The organism is Sinomicrobium halophytocola (assembly GCF_052983395.1).
Genome location: NZ_JBRKIT010000042.1, coordinates 125818 through 148831, shown reverse-complemented (window position 1 = coordinate 148831; position 23014 = coordinate 125818). Strand labels below are relative to the sequence as shown.

Genomic DNA, 23014 nt, shown 5'->3' with positions numbered 1-23014 from the left:
GAATTAAATTTTATACTTGTTCCGGTTTGCAAACCGAACACAACAAACTCCGGGCCACTTACTTTCAGGCGTCCGGATTCTTTTCACGTATGCGTTTATACAAACGTATCCCTAACATAAGCAAAATTCCCAGAACTATAATGCCCAGCACTCCGAAAATCCAGTTTATACTGTTTTTCAAAATAACCAGAAATACAATAGCAAAAAGGAGGATCGTAGCCCCTTCATTCCAGATACGCATAAAGCCGGAAGAGTATTTTACGGTGCCGTCATTTTGTAATTGTTTGAATATACTGTGTGTTTTCAAATGATACAGGACAAGCAAAAACACAAAAAAAAGTTTGATATGCATCCATCCCATTTTTAACCAGGACGGGTATAAAAAAAGTAACCATACTGCAAAGATAATGGCAAGTATAGCTGATGGCCATGTAATAATATACCACAATCTTCTGGCCATGATCTTCAACTGTTTTCCGAGTATTTCTTTTTCAGGAGATGGTTTTTGAGAGGCTTCCACCTGGTAGACAAACAGACGGGGAATATAAAACAGGCCCGCAAACCAGGTGATTACAAATATAAGATGTAATGATTTGATGTAATTATAATAATCTGTCATGCTAAGCTGATTTGTCCTGATAAATTTAGGAATAATATCGGCATATTAGACATTTTAGCCAACAGGGAATTTTGCCCGATATTATTCGCTTTCCGCCGAAATTGCCGGTTTTAACTTCTGTCGAATCTCTTTATTCAGATAAAATCCAGTGACCAGCGTGGACAGGAGATCTGCTATCGGAAATGATATCCACACCCCTAACTCTCCGTAAAAACGGGGAAGTACGAGTATAAGGGGAATGAAGAAAAAACCCTGCCTTGTCAACGTAAGCAACAGTGCAGGAATAGCTTTTCCCACTGCCTGAAAATAAGCTGCCCCGATAAGCTGAATGGCAATAACAGGGGTCGCTGCAAAAACCCAGCGCATGGCATAGGGCGTATTATTCACGACATCCGCATCGGTAGTAAATACCCGGACTATGGCATCGGGAAACAACATGATAAAGGCAAAAACCAGCAAGGCCAGCAAAGCTGCATATTTAATAGCTATGTTAATACTTTCTATTACCCTGGGATACTTCCCGGCACCATAATTAAACCCGGCTATTGGCAAAAAGCCCTGCGTTACGCCCAGTACCGGGAAAAGGGCAAACATAAGCATCCTCCCTATAATGGCATATACGGTAACCGAAGCTTCTCCACCCAGGTGATAGAGTATATTGTTTACAAACAGGTAGGTGATACTCACTACGGCCTGCCTGGCCAGGGTTACAAAACCCAGCGCCCCTATTTCCTTCACTATATCCATACGCAGGGCAAGGTGCTTCCAGCCGATCTTTAGCTCGGAATTCCCGGATCGGAAAAACCAGATAATATAGGCAAAACAAAGGAAGTACGACCCTGTAGTGGCCCATGCGGCCCCATACATACCATAATCCAGCAGGTTGATAAAAATATAGTCGAGAACAAGGTTGCCTACAGACGGGATCATCATGGCCACCATACCGAATTTGGGTTTGCCCTCCGCCCGGATCACATTATTCCCCATCATGCACAAGGCAAGAATGGGAACTCCGTATAACACTATAACATAATACACCCTGGCGGGATCAAAAATAGCTCCTTTACCTCCGAAACTGGATACTATGGAATCTGCAAAGGTGAGTCCGGCCGCTACAAAGGCCAGCGTAACTATAAGTGTCAGGGTGATCTGGTTGCCAAAAGTATAGCGGGCTTTCTGCGGATTATCTGCGCCGAGAGATCTGGATATAATGGAAGCACCGCCTATACCGATAGCCATACCCAGTGCCGCAATGAAAAAAGATACGGGTAACACTACATTTATAGCAGCAATGGCTATAGATCCTATCCAGTTACCCACGAATATGGTATCTATAAGTATATTCAGGGACATTACCAGTATACCTATAGATGCAGGCACTGCCTGTTTTATCAGTAATTTACCTATAGGTTGGTCTCCCAGGTCTTTTGATGAAATACTCGCCATAATCTTTTAAATGTCAAATCCCGAAAATCCGCCATACGCATCCTGACCGATACGAAAAGTAAAAGCGGAACTTTCGGGGTAATGATTGCCAAACGATGGGTTGGCATCCGAAAATCATACTGCCATACTGCCCCTTTTAATGTTGTCGTAACAGGGCAAAAAATATTTTAAACTTGATCTATTTCTTTACAGTTATCATCTCTTCTCCCTGGTTCGCCCATTCATCCATCCAGCGGGCAAGTACTTTCACCCAATCTTCCCTGTCATTGATGCAGGGGACCACATGAAATTCTTCACCTCCCTTTTCCAGAAAATCCTCTTTCGCTTCCATGCCTATCTCCTCCAGGGTTTCCAGGCAATCGGAAACAAAGGCCGGGGTGGCTATTGCCATTTTCCTGGTGCCGTTTTCCGCAAATGCAGCAACGGTTTTATCTGTAAATGGCTGTAACCAGGGATCTTTCCCCAGACGCGACTGAAATGATGTAGAATAAGCACCTTCTTTTAGACCGAGATAGGAAGCTACCTGTTTTGTAGTCTCATAGCACTGGTGCCTGTAGCAAAACTGATGTGCCGGAGAAGGTGTATGACAACACTTGCCATCTATCTTACAATGCGACTTAGTAACGTCGGATTTCCGGATATGCCTTTCGGGGACCCCGTGATAGGAAAACAGGAGGTGCTCCCATTCTTTACCCTGAAGCGCTTCTTCTATGGAAACCGCTAATACGCGGATATAATCCGGATGGTTGTAAAAAGCGGGCAGGGTAGTGAAGCTCATCTCCGGAAAATATTTTTTCCGGAGCTTTTCGGCCAGCACCAGTATGGTTTCGGTAGTGGCCATAGCAAACTGCGGATACAGCGGTATAAGCAATACTTCCGTTACTCCCTTCTTATGCAATTCGTCCAAACCAGCCTGCAGAGACGGGTTTCCATAACGCATAGCCAGGGCTACAGGCACAGATACCAGCTCTTCTACCTTTTCCCGTAACCTTTTGGACAGTACTATAAGGGGAGATCCTTCATCCCACCAGATCCTTTTATAAGCTTCGGCCGAGTTTTTGGGACGTGTTCTTAAAATTATGCCCTTTACTATAAAAGCCCTTAGAATCCAGGGAACATCAATTACCCTTTCATCCATTAAAAACTCGTCGAGATATTTCTTTACATCTTCTACTTCTGTGCTGTCCGGCGAACCCAGATTGACTAATAAAACACCTTTCATCCTCTTGTTCTAAATTTCGGATAAAAATAGGCATTATTTGAGGTTTAAACGGAAGGTTTCCCTTTTTTTTGTCAATGTCGCATAACCAGAATTTATCGCGGTTTTTATCCACGGATATCTTTCTCCGGGATTATCAGATCATCTTCCTGAAGTACAAAATCCAATACTGCAATTACCGGAACAGGCAATATTTGATCCCTTCCAGAAGGTGTTTAACAAAAGCTTCTTCGCTATAGGATTCTTTCGTATGTCCGCCTCCGGTATAGAAAGAACGTCCTCCGGCGAAATCCTGATACCAGGCTATTGGGTGAGAAGGCCCGTTGGTTCCGCCTTCATAAGAAGACTCATCCAAATTGAGCAAGACCTTTATATTGGGGCTAATATTCTTGAAGTTATACCACTCGTCCGTACGTGTCCAGGTTTCACCGAGATGCGAGCAGGTAGAATGGCTCGGCATCTTCACCTGTATCTTCGCTTCCTGAATCTTCGGATGACTATCAAAATACGCTCCTACCAGCATCCCGTACCAGGGCCAGTCAAACTCCGTATCGGAAGCCGCGTGTACACCGACGAAACCGCCTCCTTTTTCCATAAAAAATTCAAAAGCCCTTTGCTGATCTTCGTTAAGAATATCTCCCGTAGTATTTAAAAATATGACGACATTATAATGAGACAGCGTGTCTTTATTAAAAAGAGAGGCATCCTCCGAATGCGTCACGTTAAAATGATTTTCCTGCCCGAGTTTTTCGATCAGCGCCGCACCGACTTCTATCGACTCATGACGAAATCCTTCAGTCTTGGTAAAAACCAGTACATTTTGCTGTTTTTGCGCGTAAAGCCCTAAAGACATTACGGATAACAGTACAACGAGGAGCGTTGAGGTTAGTTTCATTCCAAATATTTCTGATTACGTGTTTCTAAGAAACTGTTTAAGTTTTCACGTCCGGAACCTTTTCCGGCACCGCAAACGGGATTTTCATTCAAAAGAATTCCAAATTTAATGATTAGTTGTGGATTATAGGACCGGCTCCCGTTTTTTTAACGCATTACCTGTTTCAAATGGTGTTCCATATGGTCGGTATAGTCGTTTATCAGAAAACGGAAATCGATAGTCCGACCACTGCTCAGAAGCACCTCCTTAACCATAGTCTCTTCTTTTTGCCCTTTTATTACCCGTAATATTTGCCTGTTGACCAGCAACCATAATTCCAGCACTTCGGGCAACGGTGTGTTCTGGTAATCGCTTGTCCGCACCCACGCGTCCTGGTCATATTCCTTTAGCCGATAGGGCATTTCGCCAGAAGAAATTTCCACAAACCTCACGAGGTTATTTATTCCGGAGTCCACAAGATGTCCCAGTATTTCTTTTCCGGACCATTTACTTTCGGAAACCTTGTGTTCGATCTGCTCCAAAGGCATATTTTCCAGGAACTTCTTTCCTTTAGCCAACAGGTCTTCCAACCTGAATATGATTTCCTTCATTTCAGAAACATTTGATTTTTTCGGAGGAGGAAATACCGGCCATCGCTTACCCGTTAAGCGACATCAGGTATTTTTTGGGGGTAGTCCCGTATTTTTTCTTAAAAGCGGCAATAAAATGACTCGCCGTGCTATACCCGATCTTAAAGCCCACTTCATTGACATTGTGTGCGCCTCCTTCGAGCATTTTACGGGCATACTCCATTTTGTAGTCAAAAAGAAAACTGTAGACGGAATCGCCGTATATCTGCTTGAACCCGGTTTTCAGCTTTTTGAGATTGAGCCCCACTTCATTAGCCAGGCTTTCCAGCCCGGGGGGCTCCGCCATATTGGCGATGATAATATCTTTCGCCTTTCGGATCCTGGCCACGTTTTCTTCATCAACCAGGAAAGGACATTGTTCTATATCCGCATCTTCCGGTTTGTTAAAATACAACCCCATGAGCTCATATGCCTTTCCTTTGAGATAAAGCCGCTTTACCGAATCGTGCAGGTTATGATGTATCATCTGGTTGAGCGCTACCATCATTGCCGGGGATATTTCTGCATTGTTATAATATTTTTTATCCCGGTTATCTTCACTCAAAAAATGTATGTAATCTGCTTCATGCGAGAAGAGAGAATGAAACTTTTTAATGGATATCAGCAATGAAACAAGCTGGGCCTTAGGGGCCATCTCCAGATCTATGGGAAGATCGCGCTGCGGATTGTACAGTAATAAAGACTGTTCTTCTTCCACCTGCAGGTGATACCGCCCGTCGTTAAAATTGAACCTGGAACTGCCCCGGAGACAAAAATGGAACTGAATAAAACTACAGTCTATCTCCCGGATTATATGCTGATCGGTACTTTCTTCATTTTGAAGCCTTAAGATAGAAAAGCCTTCTTCGAGCTGTATCTCATCAGCAGAACTTATAGCGATATTTTTATCTTCTATAACCATGGTCTAATTGGTGTTTTTTATTTAGAATTATTCTAAACTGATGTTTTTTAAACCGTTGATATTACTACAAATTTACAGTATTTGGGCCATAATGCCATCCAAAAGGACAAAAATTTCCTAAAGCGTCATAAAAAGTTCTTTGAGCGTTATTTTTTTATAAGAAGGTATTTTACTTTTGTTCCGATTTTAGAAATTACCTAATGGAAAATTACAACCTTAACCGGGGAAAATATTTTTACGTTGTAGGACTGAGCTACAAAAAGGCAGATGCGGAAATTAGGGGTAAATTCAGCTTGGATGAAGAGAGAAAGACTATTTTGCTTCAACAGGCCAAAGAAGAAGGCCTGGATGAGACCCTGGTTATTTCTACCTGTAACCGTACGGAAATATACGGTTTTGCACAGCATCCTTTTCAGCTTATCAAATTACTTTGCGACAATTCCAACGGCAGCGTGGAAGAATTCCAGCAGGTCGCTTATGTTTACAAAGGCAATGAGGCCATTACTCATATGTACCGTGTAGGCACCGGCCTGGACAGCCAGATACTGGGCGATTTCGAAATCATAGCACAGATAAAAAAGAGTTTTGTCCTTTCCCGCAAACACGGAACGGCCAATGCATTTCTCGAACGCTTGTGCAATTCTGTTATTCAGGCCAGCAAACGCATTAAAAACGAAACCGACCTGTCTTCCGGGGCAACTTCCGTTTCTTTTGCATCCGTACAATACATTCTCAATCACGTGAAAAACGTATCCGAAAAGAACATATTGCTTTTCGGAACCGGAAAAATAGGCCGTAATACCTGTGAAAACCTGATCAAACACACAGGGAACGACCATATTACACTTATAAACCGAACAAAAGGCAAAGCCGAAAAAATAGCCGGAAAATTCAACCTCTCGGTCAAGGATCTTTCGGAGCTTTCTTCGGAGATTGAAAAATGTGACATCCTGATCGTTGCTACCGGCGCCCAGTCTCCCACAGTTTCTGCCGACCTTATCCCCGCCGGAAAAGAAATGCTGATCCTCGACCTTTCTGTTCCTAAAAATGTGGACAGTGCCATAGCCGGAACGGACCACGCGACCCTGGTACACCTGGATCACCTTTCCCGGATGACCGATCAGGCCCTGGAACGAAGAAAAACCTTTATACCCCAGGCAGAGGATATTATAGACGAAGTTAAAAGCGAATTCACGGAGTGGCTGGGCACAAGAAAATTTGCCCCCACCATCAAGGCGCTTAAAAAGAAGCTGAAATCTCTCAAAGACGCCGAATTGGATTTTCAGCGCAAAAAAATAAACGGCTTCAATGACGAACAGGCGGAAATCATAGGCAACCGCATCATACAAAAGATAACTACGCATTTTGCCAATCATCTGAAAGAAAACAATTCTTCTGCAGACGAAAGCCTGGAGCTTATTAAAAAGGTGTTCCAACTGGACAATCCCAATGGCAGTTCCGTATCCGTTCCCGAAGAAAAAGTCTCCAAAGCTGCTTCCAATTGAAGATACAAATAACCCGCTAACAACCTCCGGCCACATGAAATACCGGGAAAACCTTATCTTTCCCGATGTGGTAAAACCGAAATCATGGAAAAAACTATCCGTATAGGAACCCGAGACAGCGAACTGGCCTTGTGGCAGGCAAACAAAGTAAAAGACGGCCTGGAACAACTGGGTTGCCGGACCGAGATAGTCCCGGTAAAATCGGATGGAGACATTATCTTGGACAAGCCGTTGTATGAACTCGGAATTACCGGTATCTTCACCAAGACTCTTGACGTTGCCATGATACAGGGCAGAATAGACGTTGCCGTACACAGCATGAAGGATGTTCCCACAGCCCTACCAAAAGGCATTGTTCAGGCGGCCGTATTACAAAGGGCAGATGCCGCAGATGTACTGGTCCATAAGGGAGCCCTCTCTTTCCTTGAAAAAACAGGGACCATAGCTACAGGCAGCCTGCGCCGGAAAGCACAATGGCTTCATCGCTACCCTGAACATTCCGTAGAAAACCTCAGGGGCAATGTCAATACCCGTATGCGGAAATTACAGGACAGCAACTGGCAGGGTGCTATTTTTGCCGCTGCCGGGCTCGAAAGAATCTCTCCTTTTACCGGAACAGAGATCAACCCGGAACATTGTGTCGCACTGGACTGGATGATCCCCGCTCCCGCACAGGGTGCTATGCTGGCGGTAGCCCTGGAAAACGATTCATACAGCAAAGAATGCCTTTCGAAACTAAACCACAGGGAAACCGAAATATGCACATATATCGAACGACAGTTCCTGCGTGTACTCGAAGGCGGATGTACGGCACCCATCGGTGCCAAAGCGGAAATAAAAAACCATGAAATAACCTTTACCGGTGTCTTGCTTTCCCCGGACGGAAAGAGAAGGCACATCGTAACCCGAAAGATAATATCGCAGGACTATCTCCGCTTTGGAGAAGCATGTGCCCTGGAAATCCTGGAAAACGGAGGGAAGGAGACCCTGCATCTTATAAAACTACATGAAACTAAAGGCCCTGACAGCCAGGTTTCTTCATAAAAAACACTTCCGGGAACCGGGAATAAAACTCCGCTACGGACTTTATTTTTTAAAAACCCTCTTTATCTTTTTAGTTTATATAATTTATTATGAAATTTGCACCACATTTGTTTGCCACTCATATCCCGACAATTACGGGTAATGAGAGGAAAATATTTCGGATGAAAGATGCCTAAAAAAAACTTAAAAAACTATAAAAGCCCTCTTTCCAAGATTTACGGCTTTACGGATATAATCCTCATCGTATTTCTGGTTATCGATTTCGGGTACAAGACAGATTACCACCTTATTTACAACAAGTCACTGACCCTGCTGTTAATAGCTATTGCTCTTGTTGTCCTGAACTTCGCCAGACTCTACATATCCAAAAACCCCACGGTAAACCGGATGTACAAGGCCAATCTCATTGTTCTTATAAGTACCGTAGTTATAACTCTTACTGTTTTCTTTCTCGGGGACTTTGACAGTATTCATAAAATACGGGATATATCTTATCTTATTGATATTGGGCTTATATTGTATTTTTTACTCCGGCTCACCCACCTTCTCCGCAAACTTTATACGGTGTATCACAATCCGTTGATCCTGTTCATAGGCAGTTTTATGGTTATAGCACTGATAGGCTCTTTCCTGTTAATGCTTCCGAATGCTACAACCAACGGTATCCGTTATATCGATGCTCTTTTTACCTCCACAAGCGCCGTTTGTGTAACTGGTCTTATTGTCATGGATACCGCCACGGAATTCACCTCGCTGGGGCAAACTATTATCCTGATCATTATTCAGCTCGGAGGAATTGGTATGCTCACATTTACATCGTTCTTTGCTTTTTTCTTCAAGGGAGGGACTTCGTTCCAGGAAGGCCTTAATATAAGAGACCTCATGGGCACCGAGCAATTAAATGATGTATTGAAAATGGCTATGCAGGTCGTGATTTTCACTTTCGGACTGGAACTGGTCGGTACCATCTTTATCTTTTATTCCGTGCACGATATACCCGACATACAAAACAAGTTGTTTTTCTCAATTTTCCATTCCATATCCGCATTCTGCAATGCCGGTTTTTCCACGTTATCGGACGGACTTTACGATCAGAACATCAGTCATGCCTATACTTTTCAGTGGATCATCATGTATCTCATTATTCTCGGCGGACTGGGTTATAATATAGCTTTTAACTTTATTAAGTATGCCAAGCAACTGCTGCTGAACCTCATTACATTCCGAAAATTCAAACAACCGGTAAGGGTACTGACCCTGAATTCCAAAATTGTAATTGTCAGCACCTCTATCCTCCTCTTTATAGGCACCGTATTTGTCTTCTTCGGAGAACTGAATAATACACTCAAAGACCACGAGGGTTTCTGGGGCAAGTTCACTACCGCCAGTTTTGTGTCTGTAACTACCAGGACCGCTGGTTTTAATACGGTAGATTTTTCGGCACTAACAATGCCTGTTATTCTCTTTACCATATTACTGATGTGGATCGGGGCATCACCGGCATCTACCGGAGGTGGTATAAAAACCAGTACCTTTGCACTGGCCACCCTCAACATCATAGCCACGGCAAAAGGCAAAGAACACATAGAGATCGGAACACGAAAGGTAAACAACCAATCCGTAAGAAGGGCCTTTGCCATTATATGCATTTCCCTGATCGTCATCGGGAATGCCATATTGTTATTACTGATATTCGAAAAAAAATTCACGCTGATCCAGATTGCATTCGAAGTTTTTTCAGCGTACAGTACCGTAGGGCTATCTCTCGGTATTACCGGGGAACTCAGCGATCCGAGCAAATATGTACTCGTCTTTGTCATGTTTTTCGGCAGGATAGGATTACTCAATTTACTCATAGGTATGCTCCGTCGTATACAATCCCATTCGTATCAGTATCCGGAAGAGAATATTTTAATAAACTGATTTTTAACAAAGACCGATCCCGGAAGGCATTAAACCGGTTTGGTACAGCCTTCCTCTTTAAAATAAGGACGTATGAAAATTATAATTATCGGACTGGGCAACTTCGGGTCATCGCTGGCCGCGTACCTGACCGAAACGGGAAATGAAGTTATCGGTGTGGATAACAAAATGGAAAAGGTAGACCGTTTGAAGGATACGATTGCCCATACCGTATGTATGGATGCTACCAATGAAATGGCCTACGCATCTATTCCCCTTAAAAGTGCGGATATCGCTGTCATTGCCATAGGGGAAAACGAAGGAGCCACGATTATTGCAACCGCGATTATTAAAAAACTGTCCACAGCAAAAATCATAAGTCGTTCACTTTCGGCCATTCACGATACGGTCCTGCATGCCATGGGAATAGAGATTATCGTTCATCCGGAACAGGAATTTGCCGAGGCGCTAGCCAAAAAGATCAACCTGAAAAGTATGATCAACAATTTCGAACTGGACCCTGACCACTCCGTATCCGAAATTAAGGCCCTGCCCGATTTTGAAGGAAAAACTCTTCAGGATATCGATTTCCGGAACGAATATAATCTCAATATCATTACCATTATCCGCAAAGAGATCAAAACGACCTTTTTCGGTACCAGGCAATCCCTGGGCAAAGTCATGGGGGCCGTAAACAAGGACACTGTGGTCATGGCCAATGACGTTCTCGTGGTTTTCGGCGCCAATAAAGATATTGCCAAATTCTGTTCCATGAATGAAGCATGACAATCCTCGCATATTATCTACGAAGAAACTGCTTCCCAGCCAAAGAGATCTTTTGCTACATGCAGGCTTTCGGCTGATAGAGGCAGATTTCATAAAGATAGTATACAGGGATGTGGACCTCATCCATGTCCGGGACTATATTATTTTTACAAGCAGCAATGCCGTAAAAAGTGTATTACTACATAAAAACAGTGAAACGCTTAAAAGTAAACCCAGTTTTTGTGTAGGTAAAAAAACAGCGGCATTGCTGGAACGGAACGGATTTAAAGTCTTGGTGCGAAAAGACTATGCCAAAGAACTCACTACGGAGATCCTTCAAAATTATGCAAATCACAGGTTTACATTTTTTTGCGGCAATTTAAGAAACGATGATCTCCCGGGAACGCTTTCGGCACATCATATCGACTTTAACGAGATGGAAGCCTACACCACATATCTGGCTCCACGTAAAATAGAGAGTCGGCCGGCAGGAATTCTTTTTTTCAGTCCTTCCGGTGTGGAGAGTTTCCTGACGGAAAATAATATCACCGATGAAATTTGTTTTTGCATCGGTTCCACTACGGCAAAAGCCCTAATAGGTGTAACGAAGAACATTGTAATAGCCAATACGCCCGAAGTGGAAAGCGTTATTGCAAAGGTTGCAAAATTTTTTAAAAAGATATAAATCCCGGAGGGCGGCAAAATACCATTGTATATCCCTCCTTACCTAAATAACAGTATAATCTATGATAAAAAACGACCTGTTTTTGAAGGCCCTCAACGGAGAGACTGTAGAACGTCCCCCGGTATGGATGATGCGTCAGGCCGGAAGATACCTGCCTGAGTTTCGTGCGTTACGCGACAAGTACGATTTCTTTACCCGTTGCCGCACCCCGGAACTTGCTGCCGAAATTACCATACAACCCATCCGTATCGTAAAACCCGATGCCGCCATACTGTTTTCGGATATTCTGGTCATTCCCCAGGCTATGGGTATTGATGTGGAGATGAAAGAAAATATCGGCCCCTGGCTTCCCAATCCCGTCCGGTCATCACATGATGTCGACAAGGTAACGGTACCGGACATCCACGAGACCCTGGGATATGTCATGGATGCTATAAAACTCACCAAACAGGAACTCAATGATGAAGTTCCCCTTATCGGGTTTGCGGGCTCTCCCTGGACCATCTTCTGCTATGCGGTGGAAGGAAAAGGTTCCAAAAGTTTTGACACGGCAAAAGGTTTTTGTTTTTCACAGCCCGAAGCCGCACACAGACTATTGCAAAAAATAACCGATACCACCATAGCCTATCTCCTGGAAAAGGTAAAAGCAGGCTGTAATGCCATCCAGATTTTCGACAGCTGGGGAGGTATGCTTTCTCCCGTAGATTATCAGGAATTTTCCTGGCAGTATATCAACCGGATCGTGGAGGCACTGGCTCCTCATACCAAAGTAATCGTATTTGGAAAAGGATGCTGGTTTGCGCTTCACGAAATGGGCAGGAGCCGGGCCAGCGCACTAGGCGTGGACTGGACCTGTTCGGCCCGTAATGCGCGTTATCTGAGCGGGGGACAAATAACCCTCCAGGGAAATTTCGATCCTTCACGATTGTTATCTCCCCCGGCAACCATCAAAAAAATGGTACACCAGATGATAGACGAATTCGGTAAAGATCGCTACATTGTAAATCTCGGTCATGGCATCCTGCCTAATATCCCGGTAGACCATGCCAGGGCATTCATAGACGCGGTAAAAGAATATTGAGGCGGTAGCGTCCGGCAGAACGAGATGTAGCTTAAAAATAAGGGACTATGTCGTTATGGAAATTAATCCGGCATCTGAAATTCCGGCAAATCCTAAGCCTTATGGTTTTGTTTGCGAAGCATCCGCTTATGCTTATCCCAACGGCAAAAGCAACGACAAGGAGCCTTCGTATTGCCGGTAACCTGTTCCCAAAAAAACACCGGGGCAACGGTAGGGCCAATGCTTTTCGGCATGCCCTTTGGAATATACTGATTGCCCGTGAAGCCATGAAATGGAACGGGAGCAGGGAAAAATCCCTGGATTGGGCAAAAACAATAACGGATTGGCATGAAGAATTTGCTCCTAATAAAGAGCTCGCTAAAGTCATGGACCTGCACAATAATGCTATAGGCAGAGAAATATTCGAGACATGGCCACACAATGAAAAAGACCTGTCAGACAGTAATATAACAGCATATCTGAAGAATGCTATCGCGGAAAGCAAGAGAATAACCGTTCCTTCCGATGCAGATTGTTCCGGACTGGTCCACACTGAAGAAGAATAAAAACCGGTGACACTAATGAAACACAAATTCTATCAATATATAGAAGATCTTCAAAACACCATAACTTCCGGCCTGGAAAAAGAGGACGGCACGACAAAGTTCCGGGAAGATCTATGGGAGCGTCCCGGCGGTGGCGGGGGACGTACGCGGGTTATAGAGAACGGCGGGGTCTTTGAAAAAGGAGGCGTAAACATTTCCCGTGTTTTCGGAAAACTTCCGGAATCCATGCAAAATTATTTTAACGTTAAAGATGCCGATTTCTTTGCCTGCGGACTCAGCCTGGTTCTCCACCCGAAAAATCCGTTTGTCCCTACCGTACATGCTAACTGGCGCTATTTTGAAATGTATGACAAAGACGGGGACATCGTAGACCGGTGGTTCGGGGGCGGACAGGATCTTACCCCGTATTACCTGTTCGATGAAGACGCGGTACACTTTCACAAGGTATGTAAAACCGTTTGTGACAGATACCACCCGGATTTCTACCCGGACTTTAAGAAGAAATGCGACGATTACTTCCGGAATACACATAGAGGTGAATCCCGCGGCATAGGCGGCCTGTTTTTTGATTACTGTAAGCCTTCCGAAGAAATGTCCGCAGAAAACTGGTACGCCTTTGTTACCGGAGTGGGGGACAGTTTCCTGGACGCTTATCTCCCTATTGTCAAACGCCGGAAAGAACTGCCGTACTCCGAAACTAACCGTACCTGGCAGGAGATCCGCCGGGGCAGGTATGTAGAGTTCAACCTCGTCCACGATAAGGGCACCTTGTTCGGACTAAAGACCAATGGGCGTATTGAAAGTATATTGATGAGCCTCCCTCCCCGGGTACAATGGGTCTATGACCATCATCCGGAAAAGGGAAGTGAGGAAGCAAGGTTGCTCGAAGTTCTTAAAAAACCTAAATCCTGGGTATGAAACGATTATTTTCAACCTTTTTTATTCTTTTTTCCGGATTTCCAACTTTTTCCCAGGAAACCGCAGAAGAAGTTATCTATGATAAAAAGGATGATCATATCGAATCATTTCCCAATAGGATTACAACGCGTTTGTTTTATGTGAACACCTCGAATTCCTTTAATTTAAATGACAAAAATTCAAAAGATGCGATCAGGTTAGTCCCCAATAAACAGGATCGCATCGGTGCTTCGGTGGCTTTCAGGAACATTTCGGTCTCCTTTTCCGTTGCGCCCGATTTCCTGGCAGAGAATAAAGATAATAGACGCTCAAAATTATTCAACCTGAACTTAAGAGCTTATTTTGGTAAGTGGATGCAAACTCTTGATTTATACCACCAAAAAGGTTTTTTTGTCAACTATGAAACTTTAAGTCCCTATTATCCTGAAATGAAATCCTTTAAAATTGGCGGGGCCACGTCTTATATTTTAAATGATAAATTTTCATACCGGGCTATCGTTTCTCAAGACGAGAAACAACTACAAAACGCCGGAAGTTTCATTCCCGGGGTTGTATACTATTATACCAAATTAAATATCAACATGGACTCGTTCACCCAGGAGTTCCATTTGTTTGACATCGCATTAGCACCGGCTTATTATTACAATTTGATACCTGCAAAGAACCTGTTGTTATCGGCCGGTGTTTCGGCAGGCATCGGTCTGAACCACTCGAATTCCGAAGAAGGATCGTTTACGTCTCTCTTAACCGAATTAAACCTTAAAGGCTCATTGACATATGATCTTTCTAATATTTATACAGGCCTGCATTACAGTTACCTGTTTCTGAACCACAGTACGGATCATTCAACCTATATAAAGGACAATATTCCTTTTTTGCAAATTTTTATAGGTTACCGGTTTAAGGCATCGGAGAAGCTGGTCCGTAAGGCAGATAAAATTAATGACAAACTCAAGATAAAACCATAATATTATGTATCCTCTAAAACGCAATAGGCGCCTCCGCACCAATGAAAGTATTCGCTCATTAGTTCGGGAAACCATTATTACACCCAACGACTTTCTGGTACCGCTCTTTGTTACAGAAGGTAATAACCTGAGGAAAGAGATCGCTTCCATGCCCGGCTATTACCGCTACAGCCTGGACCTGCTGGAAAAGGAAGTAAAGGAGTTATATACAATGGGATTAAAATCCGTCCTCCTGTTTGTAAAGGTTGCCGATAACCTGAAAGACAATAAAGGTACCGAAGCCATAAACCCGGACGGCCTGATGCAACGGGCAATAAAAACCGTTAAAAATGCCGTTCCGGAAATGGTAGTTATGACAGATGTTGCCCTTGATCCTTATTCTTCTTATGGACATGACGGTATTGTAGAAAACGGGATTATACAGAATGATGAGTCTGTAGACGCCCTGACGGAGATGAGCCTTTCTCATGCCCGGGCCGGAGCCGATTTCGTAGCACCCAGCGATATGATGGACGGCCGTATATTATCTATCCGTGAAGCCCTGGAAGACGATGGGTTTACTGAAACCGGTATTGTAAGTTACAGCGCGAAATATGCCTCTGCCTTTTACGGCCCTTTCCGGGATGCCCTGGACTCTGCCCCGGTTGACCGGAAAGATATTCCGAAAGACAAAAAAACTTACCAGATGGATTACGGTAACCGCATTGAAGCCCTGCGCGAAACTGAAATGGATATTGATGAAGGAGCGGATATCGTTATGATAAAACCCGGTCTATGCTACCTGGATATCGTGCGGGATATAAAAAATGAATTTGACGTACCCGTAGCCGTTTACCAGGTCAGCGGAGAATATGCCATGATAAAAGCGGCAGCAGAAAAAGGCTGGCTGGACCACGATGCGGTAGTCCTGGAACAACTTACCGCTATAAAACGTGCGGGGGCAGACATCATAGCTTCTTATTTTGCCAAAGACGCTATCCGTCTCTTAAAATAAATATCCTTCGGGGAATATCCGCATTTCCGCATATTCCCCGATATCCTTTACAAGAACCGCAAGGAAAGATACAATTCATAGGACAAGGCTATCCAAAAAAGAAGGAAATACACGAATCCCAGTACATTAAACTTTAAAAGAGTCTTGAACCATCCCTGTTTATAGACATTCAGCAGGGAAATATAGGCGTAGGCCGATACCAAAACGAACGAAATAACGGAAACCCAATTGGTGTTTGCCGTCTTTAAATGAATCATAACAATACCTATACCATACACGAGGTAAGCAAAACTGTGAAGGTGAAGCCCGTGTATAAGGTGCTCCACATAATACCAGGGCCCCCGTACATAAAGGAGCTTTAACATCAGTGCAAAAAAGGGCAATAAAAACAACATCATCACCGGAAGGTTCCGTGCAAAACCTACCAGGAAAAGATTGGAGTTGGCCACGAAATTCCGCTTTCCTTCCAAACTGACAAAATCTACTCCTTTGAGAGTACTTTTTTCCACAGCCAGTCCGAATGCACTGTCCGATACCATCGGGTCCTGTGCCAGGAGTTTAAGTTCTTTCCATCCTAATTTTCCTTCGGAAGAATTCCCGAGTTTGGTCGTAAGTGTATCCAGTCCGCTCAGAACACCGGGGTTTTTAGCCTGTGCCTGATTCAGCAGGCTATCCAGTTCTGCCTTGTCCTTCTCATTCAGGGCATTCTTTACCTCCGGTCTCTCCAATATTCCGCCATCTCCAACTATACCCGTATAATCCCCGGCCATTACACGATCGAACAGGTTACGGGGTATGATAAGGCTTATCGCAAAGAAATAAAACAGGGACATTACGAGGTACAGGCGGATAGGGTTGAGATATACCCTCCTTTTCCCTTTGTTATAAACATTGGTCAACTTGCCAGGTTTAAACAGAAATACCGGGGCTGTTTTAAATAGGGTGGAATCAAAATTCAGATATGTAGAAAAGAAATCTGCAAGAAATGCCTTCAGTGGCACTTTTTGATCCCAGTTCTCCTGTCCGCAGGAAGGGCAGTAATTTTCCTTTTCTCCCAATGCGGTCCCGCAATTAAGACAAAACGGTAACTTCTCTTTATTTTTCATGAAACAAATACAAATCGGGGTGCGGATAAAAATAATAAAAACCCCTTATGAAAAACAATAGCAGTGTAAAAAATGATGAAAATTTCCTTCAGGCAGGGGTCTTTCATAGAGATCATCTAAAATTTTAACTTCGATTTAGTTTGCATAATACTGTTTTAAAGTAATTTTGCGTCGTGAAAAAGCAAAAGTATAAGATATACATAGCCTTATCTTTCGTTTTGTTCTGGCTGGCTTCTGTCCTGGGACCTTTCCCCGGAACACAGGTAAAGACCATATCGCACAATACAAAAGATCGCACTTCGCTGAGTATTGCAAAAGCTTCTGCCTTTGTGGGTATTATGAGTGAAGAAGAATCTTCACGTACTTTTTTTTCCGGTAAAATAAAACTTCTGCCTTCCGGACTTCCTGTTCCGGAATTATTGCATAACACATTACCGGACCGACCTGATACACTTACCAAATTTGTGGGTCTTACCAAAACTGCCGATCTTAAGCATCACATAGAACAACTTATATTCCCTTTCCATTTTTTTTATTGATTTACAATCTCTCTTCTGAACCGGCAATACTCCGGGTGCACCCCTGCACTATCCGGACGATATGGCCGTACCCTTATTATTAATCAAAAAAAGAAAAGATGGATATAATATCTCTGGAAATGGGAATTGCGTTCCTGTTTATCTTTATGGCCCCTATCATTTATATTTTGGCCAAAGAAAATGTGAAAAAGAAAAAGCTGAACAATCACATTACAAAAATATGTTCGGACAATAATATTAGAAAAACAGATACTGTCAGTATAGCCAATTATATATTCGTATCGGATACCGAGGGGAAAAAACTGCTGAATTACCACAAAAAACAAGGAGATTTCAATGTAGTTGACCTGGAGGATTTTGACGCCTGCAGTATACAAAAATCCTGGAAGAACGGTGAAAATTCCAAAGCTATTCTACAGCATATCGCTATGGTTTTTACCAAAAAGGGACAAGGAAGTCCTTACGTTATTTCCGTATTCGACGATTCTTATGAAAACCCTCTTGAAGCGGAAGCTATCCTATACAAGGCCGACCGTTTTGTAAGACACCTCAATACAGAGGCTTTCCATTAGGAAAAAAGGCCACGCGGTATTTCCTCGTGGCCTTTTTCTTTTGCCCTCTTCATATCCTCCTTTCACGCTCTCCCTTTGGCTTTTATTTCCTAAATTAGCACATATAAATATATAATCGAAATGCCTTTATTAATCCTATATGCTGTCATATCCATACTCTTTTCTTTTTTGTGCTCCGTCCTGGAAGCTGTTTTATTAAGTATAACACCGACTTTCATAAACCTGAAAAAACAGGAAGGCAAGAGTTATGCCGCCAACCTGGAGGCATTAAAGAAAGATGTGGACAAACCATTGATAGCCATACTCACCTTCAATACGGTGGCACACACCGTAGGAGCCATATTGGTCGGGGTACAGGCCGAAAAAACGTTCGGCAGTGGTAACAATGCCGTGGGTATCGTGTCGGCAATCATGACGGCTCTTATCCTCATAGTATCCGAAATCATCCCGAAAACCATCGGCGCTACTTTCTGGAAACAACTCGCTAATTTTACTTCAAAAGCACTGAATCTGATTATATTCCCTTTACAATATACGGGCCTTTTATGGATACTGCGCCTTGCAACCCGGCTCATCGGGGGTAAACAGGCCCATGAATCGGTCTTCAGCAGGGAAGATTTTTCTGCCATGGCAGATATAGCAGAGCAGGAAGGTGTCTTTGAACAGGGAGAAAGCAAGATCATTAAAAACCTTTTGCAGTTCAACGAGGTATATGCCAGGGACATTATGACCCCCAGGACCGTTATAAAAACGGCCTCCGAAGACCTGACCATAGAAACTTTTTTTAAAAACAACCCAAAGCTACGTTTCTCCCGGATCCCTGTCTACAAAGACAATCCGGATAACATCACGGGATTTATCCTCAAAGATGAAGTTATGGAGGAAATCATTGACGGTAACGGCCACCTTAAACTCGCAGATATCCGACGTAATATACTGGTTATCCAGAGAAGCCTGCCTATACCCAGCCTGTTTGAGAGCTTTATACTGCAAAAGGAACACATTGCCCTTATTGTAGATGAATATGGGTCCGTAAGCGGACTGGTCACTATGGAAGATGTCATAGAAACCCTTCTGGGGCTGGAAATCGTGGATGAAAGCGATAATGTCGAAGACCTTCAGGTCCTCGCCAGGCGAAACTGGCAGCTCAGGGCCAAAAGGCTGGGCATTATTGATGATACCGAAGAAGAATTATGAAAACAGTATACCTGAAAACACCTCTTGGCCCTGCAAAAATAACCGGGGACGAAAATGGTATTTCTGCTATATCTGTCCTTAATGCCGAAGACATAAAGTACGATGAAGTTATTCCGGAAGAACTGGAAGATTGTGTATACCAGCTCCGGGAATATTTTGCAGGAGAACGCCATGAATTTGACCTGAAACTAAACCCGGGAGGATCGGATTTTCAAAAAAGGGTATGGGCTGAGCTCCTGAAAATACCCTTTGCCAAAACCATGTCCTACCTGGAACTCTCCAAAAGACTTGGTGATGTAAAAGCCATTCGTGCGGTAGCCGGAGCCAATGCCAGGAATCCTTTGTGGATCATCATCCCCTGTCACCGTGTCATCGGCAATGACGGTTCGCTAACCGGTTATGCGGGAGGCCTGTGGCGAAAGAAATGGCTGCTCGAACACGAAAGCCCGTATAAACAACAATCGCTGTTCTGAAAATGGAATCGTCTGATTTCCCCCGATAATTAACTATCTTTAACTTCGTTAAATCCGTCCTTTCCATGAGATTTCTAAAGATTTTTTTCAAGTGGCTCTTTATCCTGTTGATCGTACTTATAGCCTCATTGTACCTGTTTGGATATGATTACCTCATAAAAGCTGTAATTGTTACTTATGGTACCGGCCACGACACCGCTTACCTGGAAGATTATACCGCTTTTGATAACCGGGTGATTAAAAGTGCAACCCCGCAACCGTGGTTTATCCATAAAGACTACAATAAGGCCGTGGCTACCGAAAAACTCGAGACCATCAATGAAGAACTGGGTACCGTTGCCTTTCTGATCATTAAAAATGATAGTCTATGGTATGAAAAATATTATGAAGATTACAACAAAGATTCCAGGAGCAATTCTTTCTCCATGGCCAAAAGTATCGTCTCCGCCCTGTTGGGAAAGGCTATTATGGAAGACAAAATAAAGGGGCTTGACCAACCGGTAAGCGATTTCTTTTCCGAATTTTCGGATGGTATGGCCGCACATATGACCGTTGGCGATCTCTCTTCCATGTCCAGCGGGCTCAATTGGGATGAATCTTATTACAGCCCGTTCTCCGTCACCACCAGGGCTTATTTTGACGACAACCTTCGGGATATCATCCTCGGACTAAAGGTTTCGGAAGAACCGGGCCAATCCTATAAATACCTTAGCGGAAACACCGCGCTTCTGGCCATGATACTGGAAAAGGCTACCGGGCAGACCATCTCCGATTATCTTTCGGAAAAATTCTGGAAGCCTATGGGTGCGGAAAGCGATGCCTTATGGCAACTGGACAGTGAAAAAGACGGCCTGGAAAAGGCTTATTGCTGCGTAGCCAGCAATGCCCGCGATTTTGCCCGCTTCGGAAAACTGTATAAAGACTATGGCAAATGGAACGGGAAACAACTGCTCGATTCTTCCTTCGTAGCCAGGTCCGTAACCCCTAGATTTCCCGATTCCCCTCAATACGGTTATGGCTTCTGGCTAAGCAATTACAGGAACAAACAAATATTCTATATGCGCGGGCACCTGGGGCAATACGTCATAGCCATTCCGGAAGACAACCTTATCCTGGTGCGTCTGGGGCACCGTAAAGGAGAACAAACCAATGACGATCCGCATAGCTCTGATTTTTATACCTATATTGAAGAAGCTTATACCATGCTAAACCAGGAATAATATGTTACACAAAATCCCTTTAGAGAATATACTGTTTCTCGATATTGAGACCGTGCCCGAAGAAGAAGATTTTAATAACCTTTCCGAAACACAACAGCAACTCTGGAGCCAAAAGACCGAATACCAACGTAAAGATGAATACACTCCGGAAGAATTCTATGACCGGGCGGGAATATGGGCGGAATTCGGAAAAATAGTCTGTATATCGGTAGGTTACTTTGTGTCCAGAAACAACGAAAAGCAATTTCGAACAACATCTTTTCTCGGGGAGGAGAAGCAACTTCTCACAGAATTCAAGAACCTTCTGGAGGGCCATTTTAGTCAATCATATCACCTCCTGTGTGCCCATAATGGTAAAGAATTTGACTTTCCGTACATTGCCCGCCGTATGGTAATACATAGTATACATATTCCGTTTAAACTGAACCTGTTCGGTAAAAAACCGTGGGAAGTACCTCACCTGGATACTATGGAACTCTGGAAGTTCGGGGATTACAAGCATTACACCTCCCTGAAACTGCTCACCAGCATTCTCCGGGTACCCTCGCCAAAAGACGATATAGACGGCAGCCAGGTAAGGGATGTGTTTTACACTGAAAAAGACCTGGACCGGATCGTTACTTATTGCGAAAAAGATGTCGTTGCCACCGCACAGGTCTTTCTCAGGTTTCGCGGAGAAGATATACTGCCTGAAGATGCTATTCTACACGTTTAGTTTCAGCTGAATATATACCGGGAAATGATCGCTGTATCCGCCGAGATACCTTCTGCCCGCATAGGTGCGAAAAGGACTGTTCTTGAACCTCCCTGTCCATTCCGCTAAAAAGCGCTTGTTGAAAATCCCTGCTTTTACAAAACTATGCGTCCCCTTTTCTTCCATGAAAAAATCACGGGAGAATACTATCTGATCGAAGAGGTTCCATTTAAAATTATAATTGGCACTGCCCCTGTCGTGAGAAAGTAATTTTTCCATTGGATTATACAAATCCGGAGACACCAAATATTCCCTGATGCTTTTGGAAAACGGGTCGTCATTAAAATCTCCCATAATAATAAACACGGGGGCTTTTTCTTCGGCTCTTACGCTATCCATCACCTCGTGTACCCGTTGTGCCGCAGCCACGCGTTTATAAGCCGTATCTTCTCCACCTTCTCTTCGGGAAGGCCAGTGGTTTACCAATATATGAATACGTTGTCCGTTCAACAGACCGGTAACGTGCAGTATATCTCTTGTGTAATCGCGTTCACCGTTACTATTGTCAACCAGCAATGGTATGGTCTCCGAAGCAAGTACCTGAAAATACCGGCTTCTGTAAATAAGCGCGGTGTCTATCCCCCTTTCATCGGGAGAATCGTTATGAATAAGCTCGTAACCTTTATCTTTTAAAGAGCGTGATCCGAGAAGTTCCCGGACTACCTGCCGGTTTTCCACTTCAGCGAGCCCTACCAGCACGGGTGCCATTCCGCTGGTACCATAACCGATATCGGCGATGGCTCTCCCCAGTTTATATAGCTTTTTTTTATATCGCCTTTTCGTCCAGTGCAAAACCCCACCGGGAGTAAAATCGTCGTCCAGGGTGTCTGGATCGTTATAGATGTCGAAGAGATTTTCTACGTTATAAAATCCGATGGTATATAATTCCGGAGAAGGTTTTTTCTTAAAAAACATAGTCTAAAAGTCCGTTTTTGCAAGACTAAAATAGCAATTACAGGACAAGCAAGGAAATTATTTTTCCAGGCTGGGCCGGAAAAGCAGAAAGATGGGATACGATGTTAGTATCTCTTCATAAA

At 43.7% G+C, this 23014-nt stretch carries 24 protein-coding genes; 16 read left to right on the top strand and 8 right to left on the bottom strand.

All coding sequences use genetic code 11. The features are described 5' to 3' along the window. Positions 1–64: 64 nt before the first annotated feature. The 6 genes from ACVBDY_RS18995 to ACVBDY_RS18970 all read right to left on the bottom strand — a co-directional run bounded on the left by ACVBDY_RS18995 (position 65) and on the right by ACVBDY_RS18970 (position 5709). Positions 65–619: a CopD family protein gene (locus ACVBDY_RS18995; protein WP_447177045.1), complete on the bottom strand. Its 555-nt coding sequence runs from the start codon at positions 617–619 to the stop codon at positions 65–67. A gap of 81 nt (positions 620–700) precedes the next feature. Then, on the bottom strand, positions 701–2065 hold the full coding sequence (locus ACVBDY_RS18990) for an MATE family efflux transporter (protein ID WP_447177044.1): 1365 nt from the start codon (positions 2063–2065) through the stop codon (positions 701–703). A 178-nt stretch (positions 2066–2243) separates the two neighbouring features. Further along, positions 2244–3287 carry a ferrochelatase gene (hemH, locus tag ACVBDY_RS18985; protein ID WP_447177043.1) on the bottom strand — a complete coding sequence of 348 codons (1044 nt, stop codon included), beginning with the start codon at positions 3285–3287 and terminating at the stop codon, positions 2244–2246. A 172-nt stretch (positions 3288–3459) separates the two neighbouring features. Continuing rightward, a complete protein-coding gene (locus ACVBDY_RS18980; RefSeq protein ID WP_447177042.1) occupies positions 3460–4179 on the bottom strand; it encodes a ThuA domain-containing protein in 720 nt (239 codons plus the stop codon). Between the two features lie 146 nt (positions 4180–4325). Continuing rightward, the gene (locus ACVBDY_RS18975) at positions 4326–4769 is read right to left on the bottom strand and encodes a DinB family protein (RefSeq protein ID WP_447177041.1); all 444 of its coding nucleotides are present in this window, start codon (positions 4767–4769) and stop codon (positions 4326–4328) included. 46 nt (positions 4770–4815) lie between these two features. Next, the gene (locus ACVBDY_RS18970; protein ID WP_447177040.1) at positions 4816–5709 is read right to left on the bottom strand and encodes an AraC family transcriptional regulator; all 894 of its coding nucleotides are present in this window, start codon (positions 5707–5709) and stop codon (positions 4816–4818) included. 200 nt (positions 5710–5909) lie between these two features. Here ACVBDY_RS18970 and hemA point away from each other — a divergent pair, with 200 nt between their 5' ends. The 10 genes from hemA to hemB all read left to right on the top strand — a co-directional run bounded on the left by hemA (position 5910) and on the right by hemB (position 16116). Then, the gene (gene hemA / locus ACVBDY_RS18965) at positions 5910–7214 is read left to right on the top strand and encodes a glutamyl-tRNA reductase (RefSeq protein WP_447177039.1); all 1305 of its coding nucleotides are present in this window, start codon (positions 5910–5912) and stop codon (positions 7212–7214) included. A gap of 84 nt (positions 7215–7298) precedes the next feature. Further along, positions 7299–8258 (top strand): hydroxymethylbilane synthase, encoded by a 960-nt coding sequence (hemC, locus tag ACVBDY_RS18960; protein WP_447177038.1) that lies wholly within the window; start codon positions 7299–7301, stop codon positions 8256–8258. Positions 8259–8426: 168 nt separating this feature from the next. Further along, on the top strand, positions 8427–10181 hold the full coding sequence (locus tag ACVBDY_RS18955; protein WP_447177037.1) for a TrkH family potassium uptake protein: 1755 nt from the start codon (positions 8427–8429) through the stop codon (positions 10179–10181). Between the two features lie 72 nt (positions 10182–10253). Continuing rightward, a complete protein-coding gene (locus tag ACVBDY_RS18950) occupies positions 10254–10946 on the top strand; it encodes a potassium channel family protein (protein ID WP_447177036.1) in 693 nt (230 codons plus the stop codon). After that, positions 10936–11610, top strand: a complete 675-nt coding sequence (locus ACVBDY_RS18945) for a uroporphyrinogen-III synthase (protein ID WP_447177035.1) — start codon at positions 10936–10938, stop codon at positions 11608–11610. Before ACVBDY_RS18950 ends, ACVBDY_RS18945 begins: the two co-directional genes overlap by 11 nt. A gap of 61 nt (positions 11611–11671) precedes the next feature. Further along, positions 11672–12691 carry a uroporphyrinogen decarboxylase gene (gene hemE, locus ACVBDY_RS18940; RefSeq protein ID WP_447177034.1) on the top strand — a complete coding sequence of 340 codons (1020 nt, stop codon included), beginning with the start codon at positions 11672–11674 and terminating at the stop codon, positions 12689–12691. Between the two features lie 47 nt (positions 12692–12738). Next, entirely contained in the window at positions 12739–13236 is a 498-nt protein-coding gene (locus ACVBDY_RS18935) for a DUF6973 domain-containing protein (RefSeq protein ID WP_447177033.1), read from the top strand. 15 nt (positions 13237–13251) lie between these two features. Next, on the top strand, positions 13252–14154 hold the full coding sequence (hemF, locus tag ACVBDY_RS18930) for an oxygen-dependent coproporphyrinogen oxidase (protein WP_447177032.1): 903 nt from the start codon (positions 13252–13254) through the stop codon (positions 14152–14154). After that, on the top strand, positions 14151–15122 hold the full coding sequence (locus tag ACVBDY_RS18925; RefSeq protein WP_447177031.1) for a DUF4421 domain-containing protein: 972 nt from the start codon (positions 14151–14153) through the stop codon (positions 15120–15122). Before hemF ends, ACVBDY_RS18925 begins: the two co-directional genes overlap by 4 nt. Before the next feature lie 4 nt (positions 15123–15126). Further along, on the top strand, positions 15127–16116 hold the full coding sequence (hemB, locus tag ACVBDY_RS18920; RefSeq protein ID WP_447177030.1) for a porphobilinogen synthase: 990 nt from the start codon (positions 15127–15129) through the stop codon (positions 16114–16116). Positions 16117–16163: 47 nt separating this feature from the next. On the opposite strand, the gene ACVBDY_RS18915 is transcribed toward hemB, so the two are convergent. Beyond that, complete coding sequence (locus ACVBDY_RS18915) at positions 16164–17222, bottom strand: DUF3667 domain-containing protein (protein WP_447177029.1); 1059 nt, start codon at positions 17220–17222, stop codon at positions 16164–16166. Positions 17223–17395: 173 nt separating this feature from the next. On the opposite strand from ACVBDY_RS18915, the gene ACVBDY_RS18910 reads away from it, so the two are divergent. The 6 genes from ACVBDY_RS18910 (at position 17396) to ACVBDY_RS18885 (ending at position 21938) form a co-directional block, all read left to right on the top strand. Next, positions 17396–17761 carry a hypothetical protein gene (locus ACVBDY_RS18910; protein WP_447177028.1) on the top strand — a complete coding sequence of 122 codons (366 nt, stop codon included), beginning with the start codon at positions 17396–17398 and terminating at the stop codon, positions 17759–17761. A 98-nt stretch (positions 17762–17859) separates the two neighbouring features. After that, positions 17860–18333: a hypothetical protein gene (locus ACVBDY_RS18905; RefSeq protein ID WP_447177027.1), complete on the top strand. Its 474-nt coding sequence runs from the start codon at positions 17860–17862 to the stop codon at positions 18331–18333. A 120-nt stretch (positions 18334–18453) separates the two neighbouring features. Then, a complete protein-coding gene (locus tag ACVBDY_RS18900) occupies positions 18454–19530 on the top strand; it encodes a CNNM domain-containing protein (RefSeq protein ID WP_447177026.1) in 1077 nt (358 codons plus the stop codon). Beyond that, positions 19527–20003: a methylated-DNA--[protein]-cysteine S-methyltransferase gene (locus ACVBDY_RS18895; RefSeq protein WP_447177025.1), complete on the top strand. Its 477-nt coding sequence runs from the start codon at positions 19527–19529 to the stop codon at positions 20001–20003. The genes ACVBDY_RS18900 and ACVBDY_RS18895 overlap by 4 nt, the downstream gene beginning before the upstream one ends. Positions 20004–20068: 65 nt before the next feature. Further along, complete coding sequence (locus tag ACVBDY_RS18890; protein WP_447177024.1) at positions 20069–21223, top strand: serine hydrolase domain-containing protein; 1155 nt, start codon at positions 20069–20071, stop codon at positions 21221–21223. 1 nt (position 21224) lies between these two features. Beyond that, positions 21225–21938, top strand: a complete 714-nt coding sequence (locus ACVBDY_RS18885) for a 3'-5' exonuclease (RefSeq protein WP_447177023.1) — start codon at positions 21225–21227, stop codon at positions 21936–21938. Here the strand turns inward: ACVBDY_RS18885 and ACVBDY_RS18880 are convergent. Next, entirely contained in the window at positions 21927–22892 is a 966-nt protein-coding gene (locus ACVBDY_RS18880; protein ID WP_447177022.1) for an endonuclease/exonuclease/phosphatase family protein, read from the bottom strand. The two genes, ACVBDY_RS18885 and ACVBDY_RS18880, sit on opposite strands and share 12 nt — an antisense overlap. Between the last annotated feature and the right edge of the window lie 122 nt (positions 22893–23014).